Raw genomic sequence first — 23,299 nt, forward strand, 5'->3', positions numbered from 1 at the left:
GGGTTGACCGCGGCGAGTGCGGTCGTGCCGCGGCCGGCGACGCCGTAGATGACCTCGATCGTGCCTCGCTCGGGGTTCCGGCGGTGGATCGCCATCGGGCGTGGCAGCAGGATCCGCTCTCCACCGTGCGGCGGGACCGTGATCATCAGGAACTGCCCGGCGAGCGCGGTTGCCGCGATCGTGCCGCAGGACAGGGTGAGCCGGTGGTAGCGCTCGCGCACGACCTCGTGATTGACAACCGTCGCCTCGTCCCAGACCGGCTCGGGGCGGGGCCCGGCCTCTGCGGGGCGCACGGACAACAGGCCGTCGAGGGCTGCGGCATCCGCTGCGGCGAAGGCGGCCTGCCTGGCGAGCGCCGCCCGGGTCTCCGCAGCGGTCGGCGGGGTCTTCATCGGGCTCATTGGGCTCTCCAGAGGTCGATGAGATCGCGGATGCCGGTGACCCGGTCGTCCGCGCAGCGCTGCTGCAGGGTGCGCACGATCTCGACCATCGCGAACGGGCGGGCGAAACTGGCGGTGCCGACCTGCACGGCGGACGCACCGACCGAGAAGTAGTCGAGGGCGTCGTCCGCGGTCTCGATGCCGCCGCAGGCGATCACCGGGATGTCGACGGAGCGGGCGGCGAGCCAGACCAGCCGGAGCACGATCGGCCGGATCGACGGCCCGGAGAGGCCGCCGATGACGTTGCCGATCGCGGGGGCGCGGGTGTACGCCTCGAGCGGCAGGGCGGGGATCGAGTTGGCGACGCAGACGGCGTCTGCGCCTGCTGCCTGGGCCGCCTGGGCGCACTCGGCGATCGAGGAGGCGAGGACAGGGAGCTTGACGATGATCGGCTTGTCGGTCTCGAGCCGCACCGCGGCGACCGCGCTCTCGATGGCGTCCGGGTCCGAGCCGATGTCGGTGCCGTCGCGGTCGAGGTTGGGGCACGAGACGTTGAGCTCGAAGGCGTCGCCTGCCGTGCCGAGGTCGCGCACGACGGGGGCGTACCCGGCAGGCCGGTGCGCGCCGACGCTGATGATCACGGGCGGGCCGAGGGCGGCGTAGCGCGGGTGCAGTTCGGCGAGGTAGCCGGCGGCGCCGCGGCTCGGGATGCCGACGCTGTTGACCATGCCGGCCCGGATCTCGGTGAGCCGGTGCGCCGGGTTGCCGCCGCGCGGCACGCCGAAGACGGTCTTGGTCACGACGGCGCCGAGCTCGTCGACGGGGATGAGCCGGCCGAGGGCGGGTCCGAAACACCCGGAGGCGGGCATCATCGGGTTCCTGAGCCGCAGGCCGCCGATGCTGACGCTGAGGTCGACCGTGGCGACGGGGGCCGGGCGGGCGGCGAAGAAGGTGCGGCGGGCATCCGTCGTCGGCCGCGGGGTCTCGCTCAACTGGCCTGCCTTCGGGTCCACGGGAGGGAATATCGTCCCGTTCCGCGGTCCAATTATCGCGTGCGTTTCCGTGGATGTTCAAATCAGCCGTTCGCCGCCGCCATCCTCGTCCTCCCCAGCCGCGCGGTCTAGGCTCGACCCCAGCGCCGGTCACCCGGCGCGAGGAAAGGATCCAGTCGTGACGAGCCCCACACCCGTGACCGATTCGATTGCCGGCCCCGAGGGAGGAGCCCCCTGGTGGACCTCGGGTGTCGTGTACCAGGTCTATCCGCGCAGCTTCGCGGATGCCGACGGTGACGGGATCGGTGACCTCGCCGGCATCCGCGGCAAGCTCGGCTACCTCGCAGAGCTCGGGGTGGATGCCCTCTGGCTGTCCCCGGTGTACCCGTCTCCGCAGCACGACAACGGCTACGACATCAAGGACTACGAGGACATCGACTCCGTCTTCGGTGACCTCGCCCAGTTCGACATGCTCGTCGCCGAGGCCCACGAGCGAGGGATCAGGATCGTGATGGATCTCGTGGTCAACCACACGAGCGATGAGCACCCCTGGTTCCTCGAGTCGAAGAGCAGCCTGACCAACCCGAAGAGGGACTGGTACTGGTGGCGCGAGCCGAACGCCTCGAACGGTCCGCCGAACGCGTGGGGCAGCTTCTTCAGCGGCCCGGCCTGGACCCTCGACGAGGCGACCGGCGAGTACTACCTGCACCTGTTCGCGGTGCAGCAGCCCGACCTCAACTGGGAGAACCCCGAGGTGCGGCAGGCCGTCTACGCGATGATGAACCGGTGGCTCGACCGCGGCGTCGACGGCTTCCGGATGGACGTGATCAACTTCATCGCCAAGCGGGTCGAGCTCGTCGACGGGCCCGCCCCGTCGCGGGACGCCTCCTGCCCGATGGGCCCGCAGATCCACGACTATCTGCAGGAGATGCACGCGGCCGTGTTCGCCGGGCGCCCCGGTGAGCACCTCACGGTCGGCGAGATGCCGGGGGTGACCACGGCGGACGCCGTGCTGTTCACCGACCCTGCCCGGCACGAGGTCGACATGATCTTCCAGTTCGAGCACGTCTCCCTCGACCAGGGCGCGAACAAGTTCGACGCCCTCCCCTTGACCTGCCCGCGCTCAAGCGGAACCTCGCGCACTGGCAGACCGACCTCGCGGAGACCGGCTGGAACAGCCTCTACCTGAACAACCACGACCAGCCCCGTCTGGTGTCCCGGTTCGGCAACGACGCCGAGTACCGCTACGAGTCCGCCACCCTCTGGGCGCTCGTGCTGCACCTGCAGCGCGGTACCCCGTACATCTACCAGGGTGAGGAGATCGGGATGACGAACGTGCGGTTCGACTCCATCGCCGACTATCGCGACATCGAAACGCTCAACCACTACCGGGAGGCCGTCGAGGAGTTCGACCGGTCACCTTCAGGCGTTCTCGCCGGGGTGCACGCGATGGGCCGCGACAACGCCCGAACGCCCATGCAGTGGGATGCGTCGCCGAACGCGGGCTTCAGCACGGGAACGCCGTGGCTCGCGGTCAACCCGAACCACACCGGGATCAACGTCGCCGCCGACCGTTCGGGCGAGAGGAGCGTGTTCCGGTTCTACCAGGAACTGATCCGGCTCCGGCACGAGAACCCGGTCGTCGCCCTCGGCGACTTCGGGCTGCTCGAGCCCGATCACGGGCAGCTCTACGCCTTCACCCGGTCGCTGGCCGGTGAGACGCTCCTCGTCTTGGCCAACGCAGCGGATGCCCCACTCGCCGCGCCACTGCCCGCCTCGGTCGCCGCTCTACTCGCGACGGCCACCCTCCTCCTCGGCAACTACCCGCCCCAGGAGTCGGCAACCCTCCGCCCCTGGGAGGCCACCCTCTACCGCCTCCCCTAGGAGCGTGAGTCAGTAACGCCTATTCGGCTTTGATGCCAATGAATGCCTCCGATGTCGTCGGGTTGGGTTGGGGCGTTGCCGACGCGATCGTCGTGGGCTGGGGCTCTGTATCCGTTCGCGTGCCGATCGAAAATAGGGCCACGGCCGTGTTGACGACGCAGGGCAGGATCGCTGTCGCCCGTCAGGGCGGTCTTGCCTGGTCTTTAGGTTGCCGGGTGGGGAGTGCTTTGCGTGGCGAGGCGGGCTTTGGTTTGCAGGGTGTGGAGTTTCATTAGGTTGTGGCAGGCGGCGATCAGGTCCCACTCGTGGGCTGCTTGCTCCAACCCGCGCAGCAGCAGGAATTTTCCTTGCCTCGTGTGGATTTGACCGAACACGGGCTCCACGATCGCTTTGCGCCTGGCGTAAACGGCGCGGCCTTTCTTCGTCTTCAACTTCCGGGCCATGCGTTCCCGGAGCGTCGCATCGGCGGGGATCCGGCCCCGAGGAACCTCGGGAACACGTTCGCCATGCTTGACCCGGCCGGTCGCGATGAAGAACTCGGTCCCGCCGTCGCTGGCCGTCTCAATGGTCTTGGCGTAGTCCAGGTTCGCGGCTGAACAATACCCGGCATCGGCGAGGACCTGCCGGGGCAGAACGCCCGTCGTGGTGTGGAGTTTCTCGACCAGGGGCACGACCTGTTCAACATCCACGCCAATATTCGTCAGCGTCGTCGCGACGATGATCTGATGATCCGCATCCACGATGGCCTGCGCGTTGTAGGCGTAATGGAAGGACCCGTCAGCGGTCTTCATGATCCGCGCGTCCGGGTCGGTGAAGTTGCGTTGAGCCTTCGGATTCACGACCGCGTTCTCGGCCGCATCCTCACCCTTCGCCGTGACAGCATCGTCGTCATCGCCCTTATCCCGGGCTTTCTTCTCGGCCTCTTTCCGCGCCCGGGCGGCCGCGTCCGCCTCCAAAGCGGCGCGCGCCTCGGCCAGTTTCACGAGGCGTGATTCCCGCCTCGCGAGCTCCGGCGGCAACTCATCACCGCGTTTGTCTTTCCCGAACCGGGCATCCTCGGCCTCATCGATCGCATCGGCGTCCGCCAGGAGGGCGGAGACTTCATCGGCGAGGACTTTCTGCTTCTCCGTCAACCGGGCGTAACTCATCGCTTTGCGCCTGGACGCGTTCGCCCGGACCTTGGTGCCGTCCAACGCGACCTGCCCCAGCGACACCATCCCAGCCGCACGACACAGTTCCAACGCCTGCAAAAACACGTTCCCCAGGCTCGCGAGGTGCCGTTTCCGGAACCGGGCGATCGAGCGAAAATCCGGTGCCTGCTGCGCGGCCAACCAACGAAAAGCGACCACGTCCACACAGACCCGCTCCAACTCCCGTGACGAGCGAACCCCGACGCAATACCCGTAAAGCAGCACGCGGACCATCAGCCGAGGGTCATAAGGCGGCTGGCCCTTCGACTTCGCGTAGGACGCGTAGAACTTCTTCAGGTCAATTTGAGTTTCGACGATGTCGGCGATGAAACGAGAGAGGTGGTTCTGCGGCAGCCACTCATCCAAAGACGGTGGAACCAACATCACGGCCGCCGGCTCGAACGCCCGGAACCGCTTGTTCACGCCGGCGCCAGCCTCGACTCCGTCGTCCATGACCAGGTCAACATGTTCGAGTTCTGTCGCGGGAAACAAACCATCAAAATCGCTCATAAGCAATTTTCCCAGACCAACAACCCCAGCCCAGGAAATCCGTCGGCGTTTTAAACTTCGCCGTTACTGACCCACGCTCCTAGGCGTCTTGCCCCCGCCCGGCCCGCGAGAGTACGAAAATGGCCCCTTCAGCCGCACGGAGAGGGCCGAATTCGTACTCTCGCGGAACGGATTGGCGGAAAGGGTTCGTCGCGGGAGGGGTCAGTCGCGGAGCGAGTTCTCCTCTCGGACGGCCTCGGTGCGTACGGTCTCGTCGAACACGCGCTTGGCCTCGATGCCGACCACGGAGTGGCGGCGCCCGTAGGCGAAGTACACGGCGAGGCCGATCAGGAGCCACACCGCGAAGCGCACCCAGGTCAGGGTTGTGAGGTTCAGCATCAGCCAGAAGCACAGCACGGCCGAGAGGATCGGCAGGTACGGGGAGAAGGGCACCTTGAAGGCGCGCTTGAGGTCCGGCCGCTTCTTCCGCAGCACGATCACGGCGATGCTGACGAGCACGAACGCCGAGAGCGTTCCGATGTTGATCATTTCCTCGAGGACGCCCACGTTGGTGAGGCCGGCGATCAGCGCGACCGCCGTGCCCGCAATGATCTGCACCCGCGCCGGCGTGCCGCGCTTCGCCGAGGTGACGCTGAGGCCGCGGGGCAGCAGGCCGTCACGGCTCATGGCGAAGAGCACCCGGGACAGCCCGAGGAGCAGCACCATGATCACGGTCGTCAGGCCGATCAGGATGCCGACCGAGATGACCTCGGCGGCCCAGCCGGCTCCGACGGCGACGAAGGCCGTTGCGAGGGAGGCGTTCGGGTCCTGCGCGAGCACCGTGTACGGCACCATCCCGGTCAGTACGAGGCTGACGCCGAGGTAGAGCACGGTCACGATCGCGAGCCCTGCGAAGATCCCGCGCGGCAGGGTCTTCTGCGGGTTCTTGACTTCCTCGGCGCTCGTGGCGACGACGTCGAAGCCGATGAATGCGAAGAAGACGAGGGAGGCGCCCGCAAGCAGGCCGAAGAGGCCGTACTGGGCCGGGTGCGCACCGGTCATGAAGGAGAAGAGGGACTGCATCCAGACGTCGCCGTCTCCACCCGTCGTCGGGATAGCGGCGGGGATGAACGGCGAGTAGTTCGCCGGGTTGATGAAGAAGGCGCCGGCGACGATGACGAAGAGCACGATCGCGACCTTGAGGATCGTGAAGACGCTCGCGACCCGCGCGGAGAGCTTGGTGCCGAGCACGAGGAGAGTCGTGAAGATCGCGACGATGACGAAGGCGCCCCAGCTCACGTCGAGGCCGAGAATGTTGATGGTCGCCGGCACGTTCCAGTGCAGGAGTTCGAAGACGCTCGAGAGGTAGATGCCCCAGTACTTGGCGATCACGGCGGCCGCGGTGAGCATCTCGAGGATCAGGTCCCAGCCGATGATCCAGGCCAGGAGCTCGCCGAGGGTCGCATAGGTGAAGGTGTACGCCGAGCCGGCGACCGGCACCGCCGACGCGAACTCCGCGTAACACATGATCGCGAGGGCGCAGGTGAGGGCGGCGAGCAGGAACGCGAGCGTCACCGACGGGCCAGCGTAGCTGCCGGCCGCCTTTGCTCCGACCGAGAAGATCCCGGCGCCGACGGCAACGGCGACACCCATGACCATGAGGTCCCAGGTGCCGAGGGTGCGCTTGAGATTGTGGCCCTTTTCGAGGGAGTCGGCCATCGAGGCCTCAATGCTTTTGGTGCGCCAAATGCTCATAACAGGGGGATATCCATTTCGTTGGGTACCCGCCCAGCCTACGACTCCCCTGTCCGGGGTCTCACGGAACGGTGACGACGACCTTCCCCCTGGCTTGTCCGGCGTGCTGGTAGCGGATGCCGTCTGCCGCATCCGCGAGGGGAAACGTCCGGTCGATCACGGGCCGGATGGTGCCGGCCTCGAGCAGTTTCCCGAGGGTCTCGAGGTCGTCGGCGCCCTCGGCGGAGACGACCCCGCGCAGGGTCTGCTTCACGAAGCCGGACAGCAGGAGGGCACGCAGCTGGCGGTCGATCCCGCCGAACACGGCGCCACCGCCCTCTCCGCCGACGATGACGAGGGTGCCGGTCGGGGTGAGCGCCCGGCGGAGCCGGGACAGGGTGGGATTTCCGGCAATGTCGAGGATCAGGTCCCAGGTGTTCCTTCCGTCCGCGAAGTCCTCGCGGGTGTAGTCGATCACCTGTGCGGCTCCGAGGGACCGGACGAGGTCGACCTTGCCGGTGCTGCAGACCCCGGTCACCGTCGCGCCGAGCGCCGTGGCGAGCTGGACGGCGAAGGTTCCGACGCCGCCGCCGGCGCCGATCACGAGGACCCTCTGGCCCGCCTCGACCTTCCCGGCGTCGCGGAGGGCGTGCAGGGCGGCGCACGCCGAGACGGGAACGGCGGCGGCATCCACGAACCCGAGGTTCGCCGGTTTCGGGGCGAGCCGGTCGGCCGGGACCCGGGTGTACTCGGCGAACGATCCGGTGAGCGAGGTGCCGAACACCTCGTCGCCGACCCGGAACCGGGTCACGCCGGCCCCGACGGCCGCGACCGTTCCCGAGACATCCCGCCCGCGCACCCGGAGCTTCGGGGCCCGGAGCCCGAAACCGAACAGCCGGAGCAGGTAGGGACGCCCGGCCATCAGATGCCAGACGCCGGCGTCGATCCCGGCGGCCTGGACCCGGACGAGCACCTCGTCGGCTCCGACCTCCGGCTCGTCGATGTCCTCGAGGTGGAGGACGTCTGCGGAACCGTACTGATTCTGGACGAGGGCCTTCATGATTCTTCTCCTGACGGGGTGAGGGGCGGGGTGAGGGATGGCGTCGGGTACTGGAACACGTCGTCGAGCGGGACGCCGAAGGCGTGGGCGATCAGGAACGCCAGCTCGAGCGACGGCGAATAGCGGCCCTGTTCGATGGCGATGATGGTCTGGCGGGTCACGCCGGTGCGGTCGGCGAGATCGGCCTGGGTCATCTCGCCGTGGGCGAAGCGGAGCCGCCTCATGTCGTTGGTGACCCGGGTCGGCTTCGCGGAGGTCGCTGACTTCGCCGGCCTCACCATTGGGGCAGGCCCCTCCGGTAGGCGACGAGCCGCGCGATTCCGCCGAGGACCGCCGAGAGCACGAACGCGAGGTACACCGCGTTGGCGATCCAGAAGTACGGCAGTTGCAGCAGGGCCATCAGGAGGGCGGCGACGCCGCCGATCACGACGAACGACTGGCCGACGGTGTCGCCGAACCGGGCGATCTCGCGGTCGCGCTGGTCAGCCTGCCCGGCGTCCCGCGGCGACAGGATCGAGACCAGGATGTCGAGCACGATCGACACGACGATGGCGCCGCCGATGGTCCAGAGCAGCGCAGGCACGTAGGGCACCTCAGGGAGAGGGATGCCGTCCTCCCGGATCAGGATGAAGCCGAGATAGGTCGCGTACGCGGCGATCGCGGTGCCGAGCCTGATCCAGGCTCGCTTTTCCAGGGCTGACATCGGACTCCTTGAGGGCCGTGAAACGGTGCGAAGTAAAGCTGACATGACTCAATGTAAAGAAAATCATACTTCGTGTCAAGGAAAAGCTACATCTTCGTTGCCGGCCCCCGGTTCGCGCCGGCTCAGTCCGATGCCCCGGTGAGGGACCACGCCGTGACGGAGACCTCTCCGCCGGCGACGATGTCGAGGGTGCTCGGCCAGGAGCCCCGATCGAGCCCGGGATACAGGGCCGCGTACAGCGTGTAGGTCACGGGCACGTCTGCGGTCGCCATGGCATCCCAGCCGAGTCGGGTGATGGCGAATCCGCCGGCCGGGACTTCGATGGGATGGGGGCCGTCGTCGGTGGTCATGAAGGAGCCGCCGTGCACGAGCGTGACGGGAGGTAGGAGCCGGCCTGGTCCGCGAAGGCGAGATCGGGGTAGCCGTTGAGCGTGCACGGGACGTCGCTGAAGTTCATGGCCTGGATCGACACGGTGCGGTGTCCGGTCGCGGCATCGGGATCCCCGAGCAGCACCGCCGTGTCTTCCTTCGTGCACCATCCGACGGGAGCCACCGCCGCGTCGGGAGCAACGGTCGGCGGGGGCGTGACCTGGACATCCGGATCGGGGACGGCGCCGAGGGTGTTGCCGTCGGCGAGGGCGTTCTCCGCCGCGGCGTGGAGTCGCTCGGCGCGGCTTCCGAATCCCGCCCCGAGGCCGGAGAGGACCAGGACGGCGACCATGATGCCACAGAGAACGGCGAGCGGGTGCCTGCGAAAGGGGCCGGTCGCGACGGGCGCAAGGGCGGCATCCGCGGTCGACCCGGTTGCGGAGGCGGGCACCCGGACCCGGCGCAGGGCGAGCAGGGCCGGCAACCAGCCCCAGGCGATCCCCCAGTATCCGCTGAGGAGCATGGACTCGCCGGCCGGATCGAGCACGAACGCCGCGCGCGACGGCGGGAATGCGGAGATGATCGCGCTGATCACCCACGGGAGGGTGGCAAGGAAGCCGGTCAGCACGGCCACGAACCAGAGGGCGAAGAACCGGGCGGCGCGGGATCCGTCCGTCCTGTCCACGATCAGGCGCGCCAGGACCAGGTAGACCACGAAGACGCCCGCCGCTGAGGCGAGCGGTGCCAGGCCGACCCACGGCCAGGACCAGAACCAGACGTTGCTCGGAATCGTCTCAGGCAGGAGGTGCTTCACGAAGGCGGTCGGGACGAGGCCGAACCAGGTCAGGAAGCCGAATGCGCCGGCGCACACGACCCACCATGCGGAGGCAACGAGGGCGGGAATCCAGAAAAATGGGCTGTGGCCGGGCCTTGTCATCATCCGAGCCTACGTCACTCCCCCGTCGACGGGCCCTCTCTGCGCTGGCGCGACCGGCGAGGAACTAGGGGTCGACGAGGGTGAGCGCCTGGCGTGGACAGAGGGACACGGCATCCGCTGCCGCGGCGAGCAGGGTGTCCGGGACCGGCACGTTCGAGCCGGCGCCGGCAGAACCGTAGCCGTAGGCGAGCGGGTAGCCCCAGTCGTCGCGGGCCAGCAGTTCCGGCAGGATCTCGGTGCAGAGCCCGCGGCCGTCGCACCTCGTCCAGTCGATGTGCAGGAGGGCGGCGGCCGGGCCGCGGGCCTCTGGGGTGCGCAGATTCATCGGTGGTCCTTTCGGCAGTGCCCGTTCAGGTGCGCGGTGACGTCATCGGCGAACACCGTGAGCGTGCTGAGCACGAACCGGGCGGTGCCGTCCGGGTGGTTGCAGGAGCCCCGCCCCGTGACGATGGCCGCGAGACGGCGTACCTCCCCGGGGAGCCCCGGGTCGCGGTCCCCGGTGGCGAGACGCCCGAGCACGGCGGCCATCGCCGGGAGCCCGTTGACACAGGGGCCGCACTGGCCGGCGGTCTCGCCGGCGAGGTAGCTGGCGACCGCGACCGCGACCGCGACCGGGCAGCGCCGTTCGCCGAGCCCCATCAGGATGCCGGCGCCGGGGTTCGCGCCGAATCCGGCGAGGTCGGCGCGGTCGAGGCGGGCCTCGAGGGCGTACGCCGGCAGCCAGGCGCCGTGGTAACCGCCGACGAGCACTGCCGAAAGGCTCCCGGTGTCGACTCCGGTGAACCGGAGCACGTCGCCGATGCGGGACCCGCCTGCGACCTCGAGCACCCTCGACGGATGCCCGTCGCTGCCGACCGTGACGAGTCGCGTCCCCGGATCCCCCGTCGTGCCCACCGACCGGAACCAGGCGGCGCCGAAGCGCGCGATCAGCGCGATGTGGGCGAGGGTTTCGACATTGTGCAGCAGGGTGGGCCGGCCACCGAGGCCGGATTCGGTCAGCCGCACGGTGCGGTCCTGGGGAATCGGCGCCCTGCCGGCGAGGGCGTTGACGACGGCGGATGCCTCACCCGAGATGAAGGTGTCCGCCGCTTCCCGCAGTTCGATCGCGGAGGCATCCGCCCGCTCGGCGAGGGCGCGGGTGGCGGACTCGATCACCGAGGCCTGGGCGTAAAGGTAGACGGAGTGGGCGCCGAGGGCGCCGGCGACGGTGAGGAGCCCGTCGATGACGAGGTGCGGCGACCGGAGCAGCAGGGTCGCGTCCTTCTGGCTGAGGGGTTCGCCCTCCGCGGCATTGCCGATCACGACGACGCGGCGGCGGCGGGCTCGTTCGCGGGCAGGGACGGCGGCGAGCTTGCGCCACGCCGGGAAGCCAGCGCCGCCGCGGCCCTCGAGACCGGAGTCGCGGAGGGCGGCGAGGAGTGCCGCCGAATCCGCGTGGGCGGGCAGCGGGCCGAAGGTCGACTGGTGGGTGGCGTAGTCGGCGGCAGGGGCGGCCGTGAGCCGGGCGGTGCCGACCGGGGCCTGGACGGCGGGGAACAGCCAGGTGTCCGCTGTGCTGCTCATGAGGCCCTCTCGACTCTGACGTTCTGGTACTCGATGAAACCGCGGCTCAGGCGCCAGACGAGCGCGGCGACCACGGCGATCGAACAGGTCGCGGCGAAGGCGATGAACCAGGTCTGGCCGACATCCGTGCCGTTGCCGATGGAGTGCAGCAGCGCAACGGGCCACATCAGGTAGGTGAGCCAGTGCACGGCCTTGAAGACCCGCACGCCGACGACACCGCGGAGGAGTGCTGTGATCACGATCGCGAGCATCAGGTCGACGGCGAGGGTGCCGAGACCGAGCCAGAAGGGCTTGGCCGCGCCGAGGAACGGCACGACGAAGTCGACGAGCCGGAGCTGGGCGTAGGAGTCCCCGAACAGCGTGACGAGGTGGATGGCGAGGAACGCGGTCGCGAGCAGAGCAACGTTGCGGTGCACGAGGGCGACAGAGAAGCGGGGCAACGTGAAGAGCGGCCTGCCGGACCGGTTCAGGATGCCGAGCAGGACGGACACGGTGAAGAGGGCGAGGGAGACGACCCCTGTCCCGCGACCGAGCGCCCAGAGCGCCTCGTTCACAGGAACGACCTTTCGGCTTCGGCGTCGGCTGCAGCCGGGGTTTCCGAGGTTTCCAGGGCCTCTGACCGGTTGTCGTCCGGCCAGCCGCCGAGGGAGACGACCACACCCTCGGCGTCGACGAGGCGCGCGGGAACGCCGAGTTCGCGCAGCCAGGCGACGGCCTTGTGGCCGCGGACGATCGCGGCCGTGCTGAGCGTGTTGGCCCGGTGACAGGTCCCGGCCGCGACCGTGACGCTGCGCCAGACGGGTTCGGCGGGCAGCCCGGAGGCGGGGTCGAGGATGTGGTGCTGGGGGCGGCCGGCCTTCGTCCAGCGGCGCTTCTGGGTGCTCGAGGTCGCGAGGGCGAGGCCCTCGGCGAGGGTCACGTGGGCGCTCGGGTCGAGCGGGGCATCCTGGACCAGGACCTGCCAGCCTCCCGCGGGCGCCGGACCTGCGGTCGCGATGTCGCCGCCGAGGCTCACGAGCACGCCGCAGCCGAGTTCTGCGACGATACGGGCGGCGACCTGGTCGGCGGCGGCGGCCTTCGCGGTCGCTCCGAGGTCGATGCCGAGGTGGGCCGGCACGGTCAGGCGGTTGCCGACGAGGCGCACACTCGCCCAGCCGGGCCGGGGTGAGGCGATCGCGCGCACCGGGACGCCGTCGTCGAGGATCAGGCGGATGTCGTGGTCGTAGCCGATCGCGCCGAGGGCGTTGGCCAGGGTCGGGTCGACATCGCCGTCGGTCTCCGCCGCGGAGGCGAGGGCGAGGCGCATCAGTTCGGCGAGTGTGTCGCTCACGAGGGCACCGACCGGGAAGAGCGGGGCCTTCGTCAGGATCTCGGAGTCCGGGCGGAACCGGCTCGAGGCGAGTTCCACGCGCTCGAGCACGGCGTCGGCGATCCGGCGGGCCTCCGGGAGGAGCGCGGGGTCGGTCACGACGAGGCGGGCGCTCGTGCTCCAGAGACTCCAGTCGTCGGTCGCGACGGTCGCGACGGCGGCCATCAGGACCCGCTCGTCTTGGCGTGCACCTTGGTTCCGCTGCCCGAGGACACACTCGGCGCAGCGGGCGCCGCGGGGGCGGCGGTCGCCTGGGTCGTCGTGCTCCCGGACGTCGTGCCCGAGTCGCCCGAGGTCGTCGTGGTCGTCGTGGTCGCGGAGGCGTCCTGCGTGGCGAGCGAGTCGGCCCAGTCGTGCAGGCCGAGCGCAGAGGCTGCGACGACGGCGAGGAGTCCGATCGTGCCGGTCACGATCCGGCTGAGCTTCTTACCGCGTTCGTGAGCATTCATCTCCGTGCCACCCTTCATTCGTTGACACTAACTACGGTGCCAGCGGACTCTATGGGTTTCCTATGCAGCCACCTTGAGGGAACAGGGTGTTAGGGAGAGGCGCACTGCGGAGGCTCACAGGTCCACGCGCAGGCAGACAAAACGGGCCGCCACCCGAAGGTGACGGCCCGTTTCGTTGAAGTTCAGCTTCAGAAGTGCGCGATATCGACGCGGCTTCCGGTTTCGTGCCTGACTAGCGACGCAGTCCGAGACGCTCGATGAGCGAGCGGTAGCGGGCGATGTCGATGTCGGACAGGTAGCCGAGCAGACGGCGACGCTGACCAACCATGAGAAGCAGGCCACGACGGGAGTGGTGGTCGTGCTTGTGCTCTTTCAGGTGCTCCGTGAGGTCGAGGATGCGCTGCGTGAGCATGGCAATCTGTACTTCGGGGGACCCGGTGTCGCCTGGGTGGGTAGCGTACTTTTCGATGATCGCCTTCTTAGCATTAGCTTCGAGTGCCATAGATGGGATCCCCTTTCTCTCACTGCGCGGTGCCCGTGGGCCGAATGCCTGGGCTCTCTTGTTCCGCGGCCGTTGGACGGCAACCTAGAGAGCTTAGCAGAATTCAGAGCACGCTGAACCGGTCGGTCAACGGTCCACGCCCCGTGCCGGCGAGAAGCAGCTCCGGGCCCTTGCCTCCGCGCACGGCGAGGTCGCCGAGCAGGTGCACGGCGATCGACACCGCGGACTCCGGCACCGTCGGCGGAATGCCGAGGCTCGCGGCGAGGTCGCAGCCGTGCACGGCGAGTTCGAACACGCGCGTGGGCAGGTAGTCGGCCAGCAACATCCCGCCGAAGGGCGTCAGCACGAACTCGTCGCCGGTCGCGCGGTCGACCTCGGCGAGCACGCGTCCGACGATGCCGGCGACGGATACCGCGGGCTCGGCCCCGAGGGCCCGTCCGGCCGCCCTGCCGCGCTCCGCGACCGCGGCAGGATCGCCGGCCCCGACGCCGATCACGCCGTAGTAGTCGACAGCGCTCCCGATCTCGACCTCCGGCGGGTGCTCCGGGTCGACGGACACCTCGCGCCCGGCCGCAAGATAACTCTCCACGGTGAGGAGCGAGCGACTGGTATGGCCGACGAGGTCGCGCACGGTCCACTCCCCGAGCGCGACCCGCTCCCACTGGTCCGTGATCGTCGCGGTGGTTCCGGCGAACCAGCCCGCGGCATCCCGGTAGGCGGCCCGGCTTTCATTCCAACTGGTCATCGCGTCATTCTAGAGCGGCGGCATCCGCTAGAACACGTGGGCGGCGATCTCGGCGGGCGCGGCCAACAGGCCCTCGATCTCGTCGTCGAGACGCACGAGCGTGAGCGAAGCCCCGGCCATGTCGAGGGAGGTGCAGTACTCCCCCACGTAGCTGCGCCCGACCATGATGCCGCGGCGGGTCAGTTCGTCGTGCGCGTGCCCGTAGAGGATGTAGAGCTCGCTGATCGGGGTGCCGCCGAGCCCGTTGATCATGAGAGCGACGCGGTCGCCCGCGACGAAGGGCAGGTCGTTCACGACGGCCTCAAGCATCTCGTCGGTCATCTCGTCAGCGGTCGTGAGCTTGGCCCGCCGGCGGCCGGGTTCGCCGTGGATTCCGACGCCCACCTCGATCTCGTCCTCGCCGAGCTCGAAGAGCGGTGACCCCTTCGCGGGCGGGGTGCAGGAAGTGAGGGCGATGCCCATCGTGCGGGTGACGCTGTCGACCTTCTCGCCGATCCGGACGAGCTCGTCGAGGGAGGCGCCGGCCTCGGAGGCCGCTCCAACGGCCTTCATCACGAAGAAGTTGCCCGCGACGCCGCGACGACCGACCGTCCAGGTCGAGTCCTGCACGGCGACGTCGTCGTCGATGAACAGGGTCTTGACGTTGATGCCGTCGGACGCGGCCATCTCCTGGGCCATTTCGAACGCCATCCGGTCGCCGGTGTAGTTGTTCACGAGCAGCAGCACGCCCTTGGGCGAGGCCATCAGCTTGGTGGTTTCGTAGACGTAGTCCATCGGCGGGGCGGCGAACACGTCGCCGGGGCAGGCCGCGTCGAGCATCCCCCGGCCGACGGTCATCACGTGGGCGGGTTCGTGCCCGGAACCGGAGCCCTGGATGATCGACACCTTGTTCGGGTTCGGGCCGCCCGCGCGCATGATCAGGTTGTACTTCGGCTCGTAGCGGAGGGTGTCCGGGTTGGCGAGGGCGATGCCCTTGAGCATGTCCGGCACGTACATTTTCGGGTCGTTGACGAATTTCTTCATGTGTCCATCTCCTTCGTGGGTGGTCCGGAACGTGCAGCAGATCGTGCGGAATAGCGTGCGGAAGGTCGTGTGGATCAGAGGTCGTCGCGCGCGGCCCATTCCCGGCTGAGCCGTTCGAAGATCACGGCGACGGCGACGGCCCCCGGGTCTGGGGAACCGATGCTGCGTTCCCCCGTGTAGCTCGCCCGGCCGCGGCGGGCCTGCAGGAAGCTCGTCGCGTCCGCGCGTTCCCGCGCGACGACGGCGGCACGGGCCAGCGCAACCGTGCCGGCACTCCCGGCGTGGATTTCGGCCTCGAAGGCATCCGTTGCCGGGACGAGGGCGTCGAGGAGGGTCTTGTCGCCGAGATCGGACTTGCCCCGCGCTTTGATGCCCTCTGTCGCTGCCCGGAGCATGGCGACGACGTCGTCGCCGTCGAGGTCGGTCTTGCCTGCGACGGCCGCCGATGCCCGCAGGAACGCGGTGCCCCAGAGCGGGCCGGAGGTTCCGCCGATCCGTCCGGAGATGACGAGGGCGATCTTCTTCAGGAAGTCGGCGGGGGAACTGCGGTCGAATTCCGGCCAGTCGGCGAGGACGATCTCGAAGCCGCGGGCGAGGGAGAACCCGAAGTCGCCGTCGCCGACGACGGCGTCGAGGTCGCCGAACTCGCGTTCGTTGTCGACCGCGGTCTGGGCGATGCTGTGCACGACGAATTCGGTGTCGTCGAGACTGCTGTGGGTCATGGGGTCTCCGGTTCCGGGGAGGTCGGTCCTGGTGTGATCGGTCCTGGTGCGGCCAGGATGGCGGTGAGATCGGTCAGTTCGACGGTGCGGCCGACGTCGAGGCGCAGCGGGTCCTTCAGGGTGATCGCGGTGGGGCCGCCGGGGTCGCCGAGCGAGGTGACGACGAGGGAGGCGCCGGTGAAGTCCTCGGCCGCCGTGTAGCCGCTGACGGTGATGAGCGTGCGGAGACCCGCGGCGAGCGCCGCCTGGAGGCCGTTGGCGCTGTCCTCGATGACGAGGGCCTCGGCTGCCGGGACACCGAGTTCGCGGAGGGCGAGGAGGTAGATGTCGGGGGCTGGTTTCTTGGCCGCGACGATGTCCCCCGCGAAGACCCGGAAGTGCGCGGCGAGGTCGGGTCCGACCGCCTCGGTGAGCACGGCGCGGACGGATGCCTCAGCCGACGTGGATGCGACGGCGAGCGTCCAGCCTGCCGCGTCCGCGTCCGCCGTGATCCGTCTGATGCCGGGGCGGCCGGGGAGTGCGCCGCGCGCCACGGCGTCGGTGTAGATCGCGGTCTTCCGTCGATGCCAGCGCGCGACGGCCTCGTCGAGGGCGCCCGGATCGTCCGGAAGGCCGATGACGGCGGCGACCGCGGGCGTCACGGCGCTCCGCATCCGCTCCTTGCCGCCACCGATCTTGACCTTGACGGCGTAGTCGGAATCGCTCCACCGTACAGGGACGGCGAATTCCCGGAAGGTCTGGTTGAACGCCGGCAGGTGGCCGTCGCGCTCGGTGTCGGCGAGGACGCCGTCGCAGTCGAAGATGAGGGCCGGCATCCGTCAGGCCTTCCCTGCGCTGCCGAATTGCTCGGCGAGTCCACGGGTCAGCGCGACGATGTCGGAACGAACCTGCCCGAACAAGGACGGCGGGTCCCACTTGTCGCGCGCCTCCGCGTCTTTGAGATAGGCGAGGCTCGACTGCATGAAGGTGATCTTGAGCGCCGTGGAAATGTTGACCTTGGCGCATCCGAGCGCGATGAGTTCGGCGAACTGGCCCGGGCTCAGGCCGCTCCCGCCGTGGAGGGCGATCGGGATCGGGTGCGCGGTGACGATGTCGCTCACCCGCCGGAAGTCGAGGACAGGTTCCCGGGTGTAGACGCCGTGGGCGTTGCCGATCGCGGGTGCGAAAACGTCGACGCCGGTCTCCTCGATGAAGCGCAGGGAGATCTCGAGGGACTGCCTCGCGGATGCCGTGTCCGAGCCGATGCCGTCCTCGACCCCGGTGATCGACTCGATCTCACCCTCGACGTGCGCACCGAAGGTGCGGGCCTCCGCGACGACCTCGATGGTCTGCCGCTGATTTTCCGCGACCGGGAGCCGGGACGCGTCGAAGAGCACCGAGTTCCAGCCGCACTCGAGGCATTCGGTGATGACCGCCCGGTCGGGGCAGTGGTCGAGGTGCAGCACCACCGGCACGTCGATGCCGGCGGTCATCGATTCCCACATGCTGAAGAGCACACGCGACCCGATCGACTTCACGGTCTTGACCGAGGTCTGCACGATCACCGGTGACCGCGCCTCGACCGCCCCGGCCAGGACGGCCTCCATCGTGAGGTCGTTCACGATGTTGATCGCCGGCACGCCGTAGCGTTCCGCGAACGCGCGGTCGACGACCGATTTCAGGGTGGACACCGACATTCCAGGCCTCCTCGCCGGAGTGGGGCCGGTGTCCGGGCCCGGGTGTCACCGGGTCGCCGTCAGCCGGATGCCGACATCGTAGGCTGCAACCCCGGCCCCGACAATGGCCTCTGCTCTCAGGCCTCACGGCCGGAGGAGGTGGATCCTGTCCCTGGGTCAGCCGTCGCGCTGGACGCGGGCAGCGGCCGACGTGCCGCCGGCACCGGACTTTCCGCGGAAGAATCGGCGCGGCGGCGGGCTCGGGGCGACGGGGTGGTCCCAGACGCGCACGATCGACCACGCGACGGCGACGAGCGGCACCGCGAGCACCGCGCCGGCGATGCCGCCGAGCACGGTGCCCGCCGTGAGGGCGACGAGGATCACGAGGGGTGCAGCTTGAGTGCGCCGGCCATAACGATCGGGTTCAGCAGGTCGCCTTCGAGCTGGTTGACCACGACGACGATGACCACGACGATGAGAGCGACGATCGGCCCGTTGAAGACGAGGGCGACGAGCGCGGCGAGGATCCCGGCGATCGTCGCGCCGATCAAGGGGATGAATGCCGTGAGGAAGACGATCGCCGCGAGCGGCAGGGCGAGCGGCACCTGCAGGATGGCCAGGCTCGCGCCGATGACGACGCCGTCGAAGAGCGCGATGGTCGCGGTCCCGCGCACGTATTGTCCGAGGACCGTCGGTGCGGTCGTGCCGATGCGGCGCGCGCGCGCGAGGGCGGAGCCGCGCAACGGCGTCAGGAAGAAGGCCCAGATCGACGCGGCGTCCTTGAGGAAGAAGAACAGGATGACGACGACGAGGGCGGCTCCGGTGAGCACCTCGGCCGCGGCGGACACCCCGGCGAGTGCGCCGCTGCCGAACTCGGCACTCGTCACGAAGCCGATCACGGCGTTCCTGGCGGCCTCGAATTGGGTGGCATCGAGCGACAGCGGGCCGGTCGTCAGGTAGCCCTGCAACTGGTCGAGGCCGTCGGAGGCCGCGGTGACGAGCTCGGACCACTGGTTGCGCACGGCGAAGACGATCAGGGTCACGATGCCCCCGAGCACGACGACCCCGCCGAGCAGGGTGAGCCAGGTCGCCAGCGTTCGTGGAACTCCACGGGCGCGCAGCCAGCGCACGAGTGGGCTGAGCGCCGCCGCCAGGATGAGTGCGACGAGCGTGGGGATCACGACGAGTTTGAGCTGCACGAGGGCGAACACCACGCCGATTCCCAGCACGATCACGACGATCAGCTGGGCGCTGCGGATGCTCAGCCACCCCAGCCGGTCGACGAGCAGCGACTTCAGGGTGCTGTCCCTGGCGCCAGAGTGCTCGGACCCGGCGGACTCAGCCGGAGTCTGCCGTGGTGTCTGCCGTTGTGCCTGCTGAGGGGTTCGCTCGGGCTTCGCTCGCATGCGTCCCATGGTAGGCCGGGTCGGGCCGCCGTCCCCGAACCTCACCAATTCGACGGAGTTTTTGAGTTTCACACCTGTGGGAGGCACATTTTCGGGGTGTTCAGCCCACAATCTCCGTCGAATTCGTCAGGGCGAAACGCTCAAGGACCTCGCCGATTCGGCCTCGGCACCCGCCGCAGCCGGTTCCGGCGCGGGTGGCCGAGCCGATGCAGGCGACGTCGGTGTTTCCGGCCGCCGCTGACGCGGTGATCGCGCCGACCGTGACCCCGTTGCACCAGCAGACCGTCGCGTCGAGGGCGAAGGCGTCGCCGCCGCCCGCCGGGTCGACGTCGGGGCCGTCGTAGCGCAGCAGCAGCGAACGGTCGGCGGGCAGTTCGCTGCCGCGCTCGAAAAGCAGGGTGAGTTCGGCACCGGTGCGCGGCATCCCGACGCAGATGAAGCCGGTGAGGATGCCGCCGCGCGTGACCATCTTCACGTAGCGGCCGTGCTCGGGGTCTGACCACTGCGACACGCCCAGGCGCGGCGCGGTCGCGCCCGGTGCCGCCGCGCAGTCCCTGCCGTGAACGGGCTCGGCGGCCCCGTGGCCGTCGTCCGGGTGCGCAGGGTCGATGTCCCAGGGGTCAGCGCTCGTGTCGCCGGCGGCGACGACGTCGATGCCCTCCGCCTTGAGCATGACGACGCCGTGCGCCTGCACGGCGAGCGCCGGCCCGAAATCGGCGGGAGCAGCCACATCGGCGGCGGCAGTCGCAGGAGAAGTGACTGCCCCAGCCCGGGCATCGTGCTCGATTTCCGCGGCGAAGCGGGCGGCGAGCCAGTCGGCCTGGCGCCAGCCGGGTCCGATCAGGCCGGTGGGCCCTCCGGCAGGCGTGGCCGTGGAGGCGCCGGGGGCCGGCCGGGGGCGACGTGCGCACAGTCGCCGATCGCGAAGACGGCGGGGTCCGTCCAGCTCCGCAGGGACTCGTCGACGAGGATGCCCGTCGACACGCTGAGGCCGGCGAGGCCGGCGAGTTCGGTGCGGGCGCCGATGCCGCAGCTGAGCACGAGCAGGTCCCCGGGGATCTGCTTGCCGTCGGCGCAGATGAGTGCGTCGAAGCGGTCGTGGCCGTCGGCGTCGACGGTGAAGAGAATGCTCTCGGCCCTGGCGTGGCTGACCATGGTGACGCCGGCCCTGCGGGCGCTGCGGGCGAGCACCGTTCCGCCGCCACGGTCGAGATTGCGGTTCAGCGGGATGTCGGCGTGGTAGACGACGCAGACGTCGCTCCCGGCCTGGGCCGCGGCGAGCGCGAACTCCATGCCGAGCACCCCGGCGCCGAGCACGACGATCCGGCCTCCGGAGCGGACGGTCTCGAGCACCGTCGCCGCGTCGTCGAGGTCGCGGAGCGCGGTGACCCCGCGCGGCAACGGCGCGTCGGCGGTGTCGAGTGCACCGGCATCCGTCGGCGGGCGCATCAGGGTGCGGCGCAGCCGGGTCACCCCGTCGAGGGTCGGGACGTTGGCCCGGGCACCGGTCGCAAGCACGAGCCGGTCGTAGCCGAGGTCCGTGCCGTCGCCGAGGGTCACCGTGCGTCGCACCCGGTTGATCCGGGTGACGATCTCGCCGGTGCGGATGTCGACGCCCGCCGCCCTGGCCGCGTCGGTGTCCGTCACCTCGAGGGTGTCCCGGTCGGAGCGGCCGACGGCGTAGTCGGCAATGAGCACCCGGTTGTAGGCGTCCGCCGACTCCGCTCCGACGACGGTCAGGGTGGCGAGGCCGGCCCGCACGACCGGGAGCAGCTCCTCGACGAGGCGGGCCCCGACCGGGCCGTAGCCGACGAGGACGATCCGGCTCGGCGCCGGGGAAGCGGGAACGGCTGCGGGAACGGCAGCGGGAACGGCAGCGGGAACGCTCCCGACGGGTGCTGCGGGGATCGGCTCAGGCATGGGCATCCGTTCGAATCGACGGGACGGAAACGGGACCGGCAGGCCCGGACCCCGGTGTCCGCACGAGCGCGCGCACCCGCACGGTCGTGCGCTTGAATTCCGGCATGCCCGAGACGGGGTCGGTGGCCCCGAGGGTGAGCAGGTTCGCGCGCTGGGCACCGGGGAAATGGAACGGCAGGAACACGGTGTCTGGGCGGATGCCGCCGGTCACCTCGGCGACACAGGTCACGGTTCCCTGCATGTTGCCGACCTCGACCTCGCCACCGTCGACGAGACCGAGTCGGGCCGCGGTCGCCGGGTGCACCTGGAGCCTGGCCTGAGGCTGGGCCTGGTGCAGCTCGGGGACCCGGCGGGTCTGGGCCCCCGACTGGTAGTGCTCGAGGAGCCGGCCGGTGATGAGCGTGACCGTACCGTCCCGTTGGGCCGGCGCATCCGTCACCCTCGCGTGCACGGCGACGATGCGCGCGCGGCCGTCTGCGTGCGCAAAACGGTCGAGGAAGAGCCGCGGGGTTCCGGTCGACCCGACCGGGTACGGCCAGTATGCGGCCTCCCCCGTGTCGAGCAGCCCGTAGCTCAGTCCGGAATAGTCGGCCAGGCCGCCCGCGCTCGCGAGGCAGAGCTCGTCGAACACCTCGGCCGGGTCGGCGCTGAAGGTGCCGGCGGAGCCGAGCCGGCGCGCGAGTTCCTGGAAGATCCAGAGTTCGCTCCGCACCCCGTCCGGCGCGCCGATCGCGGTACGGCGGCGGATGACCCTGCCCTCGAGCGAGGTCATCGTGCCGTCCTCCTCCGCCCACTGGGTGACCGGCAGCACGACGTCGGCGAAGCGCGCGGTCTCGGAGAAGAAGAAGTCGCAGACCACGAGGAAATCGAGAGCCTCGAGGCCGGCACGCACCCGGTTGGAGTCCGGGGCGGACACGACGACGTTCGAGCCGTGCACGAGCAGGCAGCGGACGCCGCCGGACACGCCGAGCGAGTCGAGCAGCTCGATCGCGGGCACGCCGGCCCCCGGCAGGCTCTCGGGCGTGACGCCCCAGACGCCGGCGACGTGGGCGCGGGCGGCCGGGTCGGTGATCTTGCGGTAGCCGGGGAGCTGGTCGCACTTCTGGCCGTGCTCGCGACCGCCCTGGCCGTTGCCCTGCCCGGTCAGGGTTCCATAGCCGGAATGGCGGGTGCCGACGAGGCCGAGCACGAGGGCGAGGTTGATCGCGGCGGTCGCGGTGTCCGTGCCGTCGACGTGCTGCTCGACGCCGCGCCCGGTGAGGATGTATGTGCCCGATCCGGCCGCGAGCCGGCGGGCGAGCTCGCGCAGCTGCGGCACCGGAACGCCGGTGAGCTGCTGCACCCGTTCGGGCCACCACCGGGAGACGCTGCGGCGGAGGGCCTCGAAGCCGACCGTGCGCCGTTCGAGGTAGTCGGTATCGATGAGGCGTTCGGTGATGACGATGTTGGTCAGGCCGAGCAGGAGCACGAGGTCGCTGCCGGGCGTCGGCTGGACGTGCATGCCACCGCCGTCCTCGGTGAGGCGCGCGGTCGCCGAGCGACGCGGGTCGACGACGATCAGGCCGCCGGCGCTCCGGGCGCCCTCGAGATGACCGATGAACGGCGGCATGGTCTGCGCGACGTTGGAGCCGAGGATGAGGATGGTGTCCGCCGCGTCGAGGTCCTCGACCGGGAACGGCAATCCCCGGTCTACGCCGAAGGCACGGTTGCCCGCTGCCGCGGCCGAGGACATGCAGAACCGGCCGTTGTAGTCGATCCGGGAAGAGCCGAGCGCGACCCGGGTGAACTTGCCCAGCTGGTAGGCCTTCTCGTTGGTCAGCCCGCCGCCGCCGAACACCCCGACCGAGTCGGCGCCGTGCCGCGCCCGGCTCCCGGCGAGCCGCTCGGCCACGAGGTCGAGCGCCTCCGCCCAGCTCGCCGGGGCGAAGCCGCCGTCCGGTTGCCGGAGCATCGGGGTCAGGATCCGTTCCGGGGATGTGAGCAGTTCCGCGGAGGTCCAGCCCTTCTTGCACAGGCCGCCCCGGTTGGTGGGGAACGCCCGGCCGGCGACGGTCAGACCGGGCCGCGCCGCGGTATCCGTGCCAGCACCGGCACCACCCGACTGCATGCCGATCTCGGCATACGTCGGTGTCAGGGTCATCGCGCACTGCAGCGCACAGTATGGGCAGTGCGTGTCGACGCCCGGGCGGGCGGCGGATGCGAGGGGT

24 protein-coding genes and 1 pseudogene are annotated in these 23,299 nt (G+C 69.8%); 1 reads left to right on the plus strand and 24 read right to left on the minus strand.

Features of this window, described 5'->3' with window-relative positions; genetic code table 11:
* Window positions 1-397: 397 nt before the first annotated feature.
* Window positions 398-1,393 (minus strand): dihydroorotate dehydrogenase, encoded by a 996-nt coding sequence (locus RGU41_RS10125; RefSeq protein ID WP_322136154.1) that lies wholly within the window; start codon window positions 1,391-1,393, stop codon window positions 398-400.
* 175 nt (window positions 1,394-1,568) lie between these two features.
* On the opposite strand from RGU41_RS10125, the pseudogene RGU41_RS10130 reads away from it, so the two are divergent.
* Window positions 1,569-3,256 (plus strand): annotated as a pseudogene (locus tag RGU41_RS10130) (alpha-glucosidase).
* Window positions 3,257-3,459: 203 nt separating this feature from the next.
* Here RGU41_RS10130 and RGU41_RS10135 read toward each other — a convergent pair.
* The 23 genes from RGU41_RS10135 to RGU41_RS10245 all read right to left on the minus strand — a co-directional run bounded on the left by RGU41_RS10135 (window position 3,460) and on the right by RGU41_RS10245 (window position 23,232).
* On the minus strand, window positions 3,460-4,899 hold the full coding sequence (locus RGU41_RS10135) for an IS1182 family transposase (RefSeq protein WP_322135178.1): 1,440 nt from the start codon (window positions 4,897-4,899) through the stop codon (window positions 3,460-3,462).
* 258 nt (window positions 4,900-5,157) lie between these two features.
* Entirely contained in the window at window positions 5,158-6,690 is a 1,533-nt protein-coding gene (locus tag RGU41_RS10140) for an amino acid permease (RefSeq protein WP_134449600.1), read from the minus strand.
* A 61-nt stretch (window positions 6,691-6,751) separates the two neighbouring features.
* Window positions 6,752-7,729 carry an NAD(P)-dependent alcohol dehydrogenase gene (locus tag RGU41_RS10145; protein ID WP_134558599.1) on the minus strand — a complete coding sequence of 326 codons (978 nt, stop codon included), beginning with the start codon at window positions 7,727-7,729 and terminating at the stop codon, window positions 6,752-6,754.
* Complete coding sequence (locus RGU41_RS10150; RefSeq protein WP_134449598.1) at window positions 7,726-8,010, minus strand: helix-turn-helix transcriptional regulator; 285 nt, start codon at window positions 8,008-8,010, stop codon at window positions 7,726-7,728. Before RGU41_RS10150 ends, RGU41_RS10145 begins: the two co-directional genes overlap by 4 nt.
* On the minus strand, window positions 8,004-8,432 hold the full coding sequence (locus RGU41_RS10155; protein WP_134561024.1) for a hypothetical protein: 429 nt from the start codon (window positions 8,430-8,432) through the stop codon (window positions 8,004-8,006). Before RGU41_RS10155 ends, RGU41_RS10150 begins: the two co-directional genes overlap by 7 nt.
* 122 nt (window positions 8,433-8,554) lie before the next feature.
* Complete coding sequence (locus RGU41_RS10160; RefSeq protein ID WP_322136155.1) at window positions 8,555-8,782, minus strand: hypothetical protein; 228 nt, start codon at window positions 8,780-8,782, stop codon at window positions 8,555-8,557.
* Window positions 8,779-9,672, minus strand: a complete 894-nt coding sequence (locus RGU41_RS10165) for a DUF4232 domain-containing protein (RefSeq protein ID WP_322136156.1) — start codon at window positions 9,670-9,672, stop codon at window positions 8,779-8,781. Before RGU41_RS10165 ends, RGU41_RS10160 begins: the two co-directional genes overlap by 4 nt.
* 130 nt (window positions 9,673-9,802) lie before the next feature.
* Window positions 9,803-10,063, minus strand: a complete 261-nt coding sequence (locus RGU41_RS10170; protein WP_134449596.1) for a ferredoxin — start codon at window positions 10,061-10,063, stop codon at window positions 9,803-9,805.
* The gene (locus RGU41_RS10175) at window positions 10,060-11,301 is read right to left on the minus strand and encodes an NADH-ubiquinone oxidoreductase-F iron-sulfur binding region domain-containing protein (protein ID WP_322136157.1); all 1,242 of its coding nucleotides are present in this window, start codon (window positions 11,299-11,301) and stop codon (window positions 10,060-10,062) included. The genes RGU41_RS10170 and RGU41_RS10175 overlap by 4 nt, the downstream gene beginning before the upstream one ends.
* Window positions 11,298-11,855 (minus strand): ferric reductase-like transmembrane domain-containing protein, encoded by a 558-nt coding sequence (locus tag RGU41_RS10180; protein WP_134561026.1) that lies wholly within the window; start codon window positions 11,853-11,855, stop codon window positions 11,298-11,300. Before RGU41_RS10180 ends, RGU41_RS10175 begins: the two co-directional genes overlap by 4 nt.
* Window positions 11,852-12,835: an FAD:protein FMN transferase gene (locus tag RGU41_RS10185; RefSeq protein WP_134449593.1), complete on the minus strand. Its 984-nt coding sequence runs from the start codon at window positions 12,833-12,835 to the stop codon at window positions 11,852-11,854. The genes RGU41_RS10180 and RGU41_RS10185 overlap by 4 nt, the downstream gene beginning before the upstream one ends.
* A complete protein-coding gene (locus tag RGU41_RS10190; RefSeq protein WP_134561028.1) occupies window positions 12,835-13,137 on the minus strand; it encodes a hypothetical protein in 303 nt (100 codons plus the stop codon). The genes RGU41_RS10185 and RGU41_RS10190 overlap by 1 nt, the downstream gene beginning before the upstream one ends.
* A gap of 214 nt (window positions 13,138-13,351) precedes the next feature.
* A complete protein-coding gene (gene rpsO / locus RGU41_RS10195; RefSeq protein WP_134449591.1) occupies window positions 13,352-13,621 on the minus strand; it encodes a 30S ribosomal protein S15 in 270 nt (89 codons plus the stop codon).
* Window positions 13,622-13,724: 103 nt separating this feature from the next.
* Window positions 13,725-14,366: a maleylpyruvate isomerase N-terminal domain-containing protein gene (locus tag RGU41_RS10200; RefSeq protein ID WP_134561029.1), complete on the minus strand. Its 642-nt coding sequence runs from the start codon at window positions 14,364-14,366 to the stop codon at window positions 13,725-13,727.
* Window positions 14,367-14,393: 27 nt separating this feature from the next.
* Window positions 14,394-15,389 (minus strand): dihydroxyacetone kinase subunit DhaK, encoded by a 996-nt coding sequence (gene dhaK, locus RGU41_RS10205; protein ID WP_322136158.1) that lies wholly within the window; start codon window positions 15,387-15,389, stop codon window positions 14,394-14,396.
* A gap of 74 nt (window positions 15,390-15,463) precedes the next feature.
* Complete coding sequence (dhaL, locus tag RGU41_RS10210; protein WP_322136159.1) at window positions 15,464-16,111, minus strand: dihydroxyacetone kinase subunit DhaL; 648 nt, start codon at window positions 16,109-16,111, stop codon at window positions 15,464-15,466.
* A complete protein-coding gene (locus RGU41_RS10215; protein ID WP_134558590.1) occupies window positions 16,108-16,926 on the minus strand; it encodes an HAD-IA family hydrolase in 819 nt (272 codons plus the stop codon). The genes dhaL and RGU41_RS10215 overlap by 4 nt, the downstream gene beginning before the upstream one ends.
* A 3-nt stretch (window positions 16,927-16,929) precedes the next feature.
* A complete protein-coding gene (locus tag RGU41_RS10220) occupies window positions 16,930-17,787 on the minus strand; it encodes a class II fructose-bisphosphate aldolase (RefSeq protein WP_134558589.1) in 858 nt (285 codons plus the stop codon).
* A gap of 156 nt (window positions 17,788-17,943) precedes the next feature.
* Window positions 17,944-18,150, minus strand: coding sequence for a hypothetical protein (locus tag RGU41_RS10225; RefSeq protein WP_322136160.1), 207 nt, complete (start codon window positions 18,148-18,150; stop codon window positions 17,944-17,946).
* On the minus strand, window positions 18,147-19,172 hold the full coding sequence (locus RGU41_RS10230) for an AI-2E family transporter (protein WP_322136161.1): 1,026 nt from the start codon (window positions 19,170-19,172) through the stop codon (window positions 18,147-18,149). Before RGU41_RS10230 ends, RGU41_RS10225 begins: the two co-directional genes overlap by 4 nt.
* A 100-nt stretch (window positions 19,173-19,272) precedes the next feature.
* A complete protein-coding gene (locus RGU41_RS10235; protein ID WP_322136162.1) occupies window positions 19,273-19,902 on the minus strand; it encodes a (2Fe-2S)-binding protein in 630 nt (209 codons plus the stop codon).
* A gap of 110 nt (window positions 19,903-20,012) precedes the next feature.
* The gene (locus tag RGU41_RS10240; RefSeq protein ID WP_322136163.1) at window positions 20,013-21,092 is read right to left on the minus strand and encodes an NAD(P)/FAD-dependent oxidoreductase; all 1,080 of its coding nucleotides are present in this window, start codon (window positions 21,090-21,092) and stop codon (window positions 20,013-20,015) included.
* Window positions 21,085-23,232 (minus strand): molybdopterin oxidoreductase family protein, encoded by a 2,148-nt coding sequence (locus RGU41_RS10245; RefSeq protein WP_134561041.1) that lies wholly within the window; start codon window positions 23,230-23,232, stop codon window positions 21,085-21,087. Before RGU41_RS10245 ends, RGU41_RS10240 begins: the two co-directional genes overlap by 8 nt.
* Between the last annotated feature and the right edge of the window lie 67 nt (window positions 23,233-23,299).

The organism is Cryobacterium sp. 10C3 (genome assembly GCF_034314285.1).
GTDB lineage: Bacteria > Actinomycetota > Actinomycetes > Actinomycetales > Microbacteriaceae > Cryobacterium > Cryobacterium glucosi.

Bases quoted from the DNA above. Each gene is read 5' to 3' on its own strand.
- RGU41_RS10135 (WP_322135178.1), bottom strand. From the start codon at position 4,899: ATGGACGACGGAGTCGAGGCTGGCGCCGGCGTGAACAAGCGGTTCCGG.
- RGU41_RS10140 (WP_134449600.1), bottom strand. From the start codon at position 6,690: ATGAGCATTTGGCGCACCAAAAGCATTGAGGCCTCGATGGCCGACTCC.
- RGU41_RS10145 (WP_134558599.1), bottom strand. From the start codon at position 7,729: ATGAAGGCCCTCGTCCAGAATCAGTACGGTTCCGCAGACGTCCTCCAC.
- RGU41_RS10150 (WP_134449598.1), bottom strand. From the start codon at position 8,010: ATGGTGAGGCCGGCGAAGTCAGCGACCTCCGCGAAGCCGACCCGGGTC.
- RGU41_RS10155 (WP_134561024.1), bottom strand. From the start codon at position 8,432: ATGTCAGCCCTGGAAAAGCGAGCCTGGATCAGGCTCGGCACCGCGATC.
- RGU41_RS10160 (WP_322136155.1), bottom strand. From the start codon at position 8,782: ATGACCACCGACGACGGCCCCCATCCCATCGAAGTCCCGGCCGGCGGA.
- RGU41_RS10170 (WP_134449596.1), bottom strand. From the start codon at position 10,063: ATGAATCTGCGCACCCCAGAGGCCCGCGGCCCGGCCGCCGCCCTCCTG.
- RGU41_RS10175 (WP_322136157.1), bottom strand. From the start codon at position 11,301: ATGAGCAGCACAGCGGACACCTGGCTGTTCCCCGCCGTCCAGGCCCCG.
- RGU41_RS10185 (WP_134449593.1), bottom strand. From the start codon at position 12,835: ATGGCCGCCGTCGCGACCGTCGCGACCGACGACTGGAGTCTCTGGAGC.
- RGU41_RS10190 (WP_134561028.1), bottom strand. From the start codon at position 13,137: ATGAAGGGTGGCACGGAGATGAATGCTCACGAACGCGGTAAGAAGCTC.
- rpsO (WP_134449591.1), bottom strand. From the start codon at position 13,621: ATGGCACTCGAAGCTAATGCTAAGAAGGCGATCATCGAAAAGTACGCT.
- RGU41_RS10200 (WP_134561029.1), bottom strand. From the start codon at position 14,366: ATGACCAGTTGGAATGAAAGCCGGGCCGCCTACCGGGATGCCGCGGGC.
- dhaK (WP_322136158.1), bottom strand. From the start codon at position 15,389: ATGAAGAAATTCGTCAACGACCCGAAAATGTACGTGCCGGACATGCTC.
- dhaL (WP_322136159.1), bottom strand. From the start codon at position 16,111: ATGACCCACAGCAGTCTCGACGACACCGAATTCGTCGTGCACAGCATC.
- RGU41_RS10215 (WP_134558590.1), bottom strand. From the start codon at position 16,926: ATGCCGGCCCTCATCTTCGACTGCGACGGCGTCCTCGCCGACACCGAG.
- RGU41_RS10220 (WP_134558589.1), bottom strand. From the start codon at position 17,787: ATGTCGGTGTCCACCCTGAAATCGGTCGTCGACCGCGCGTTCGCGGAA.
- RGU41_RS10230 (WP_322136161.1), bottom strand. From the start codon at position 19,172: ATGCGAGCGAAGCCCGAGCGAACCCCTCAGCAGGCACAACGGCAGACA.
- RGU41_RS10240 (WP_322136163.1), bottom strand. From the start codon at position 21,092: ATGCCTGAGCCGATCCCCGCAGCACCCGTCGGGAGCGTTCCCGCTGCC.
- RGU41_RS10245 (WP_134561041.1), bottom strand. From the start codon at position 23,232: ATGACCCTGACACCGACGTATGCCGAGATCGGCATGCAGTCGGGTGGT.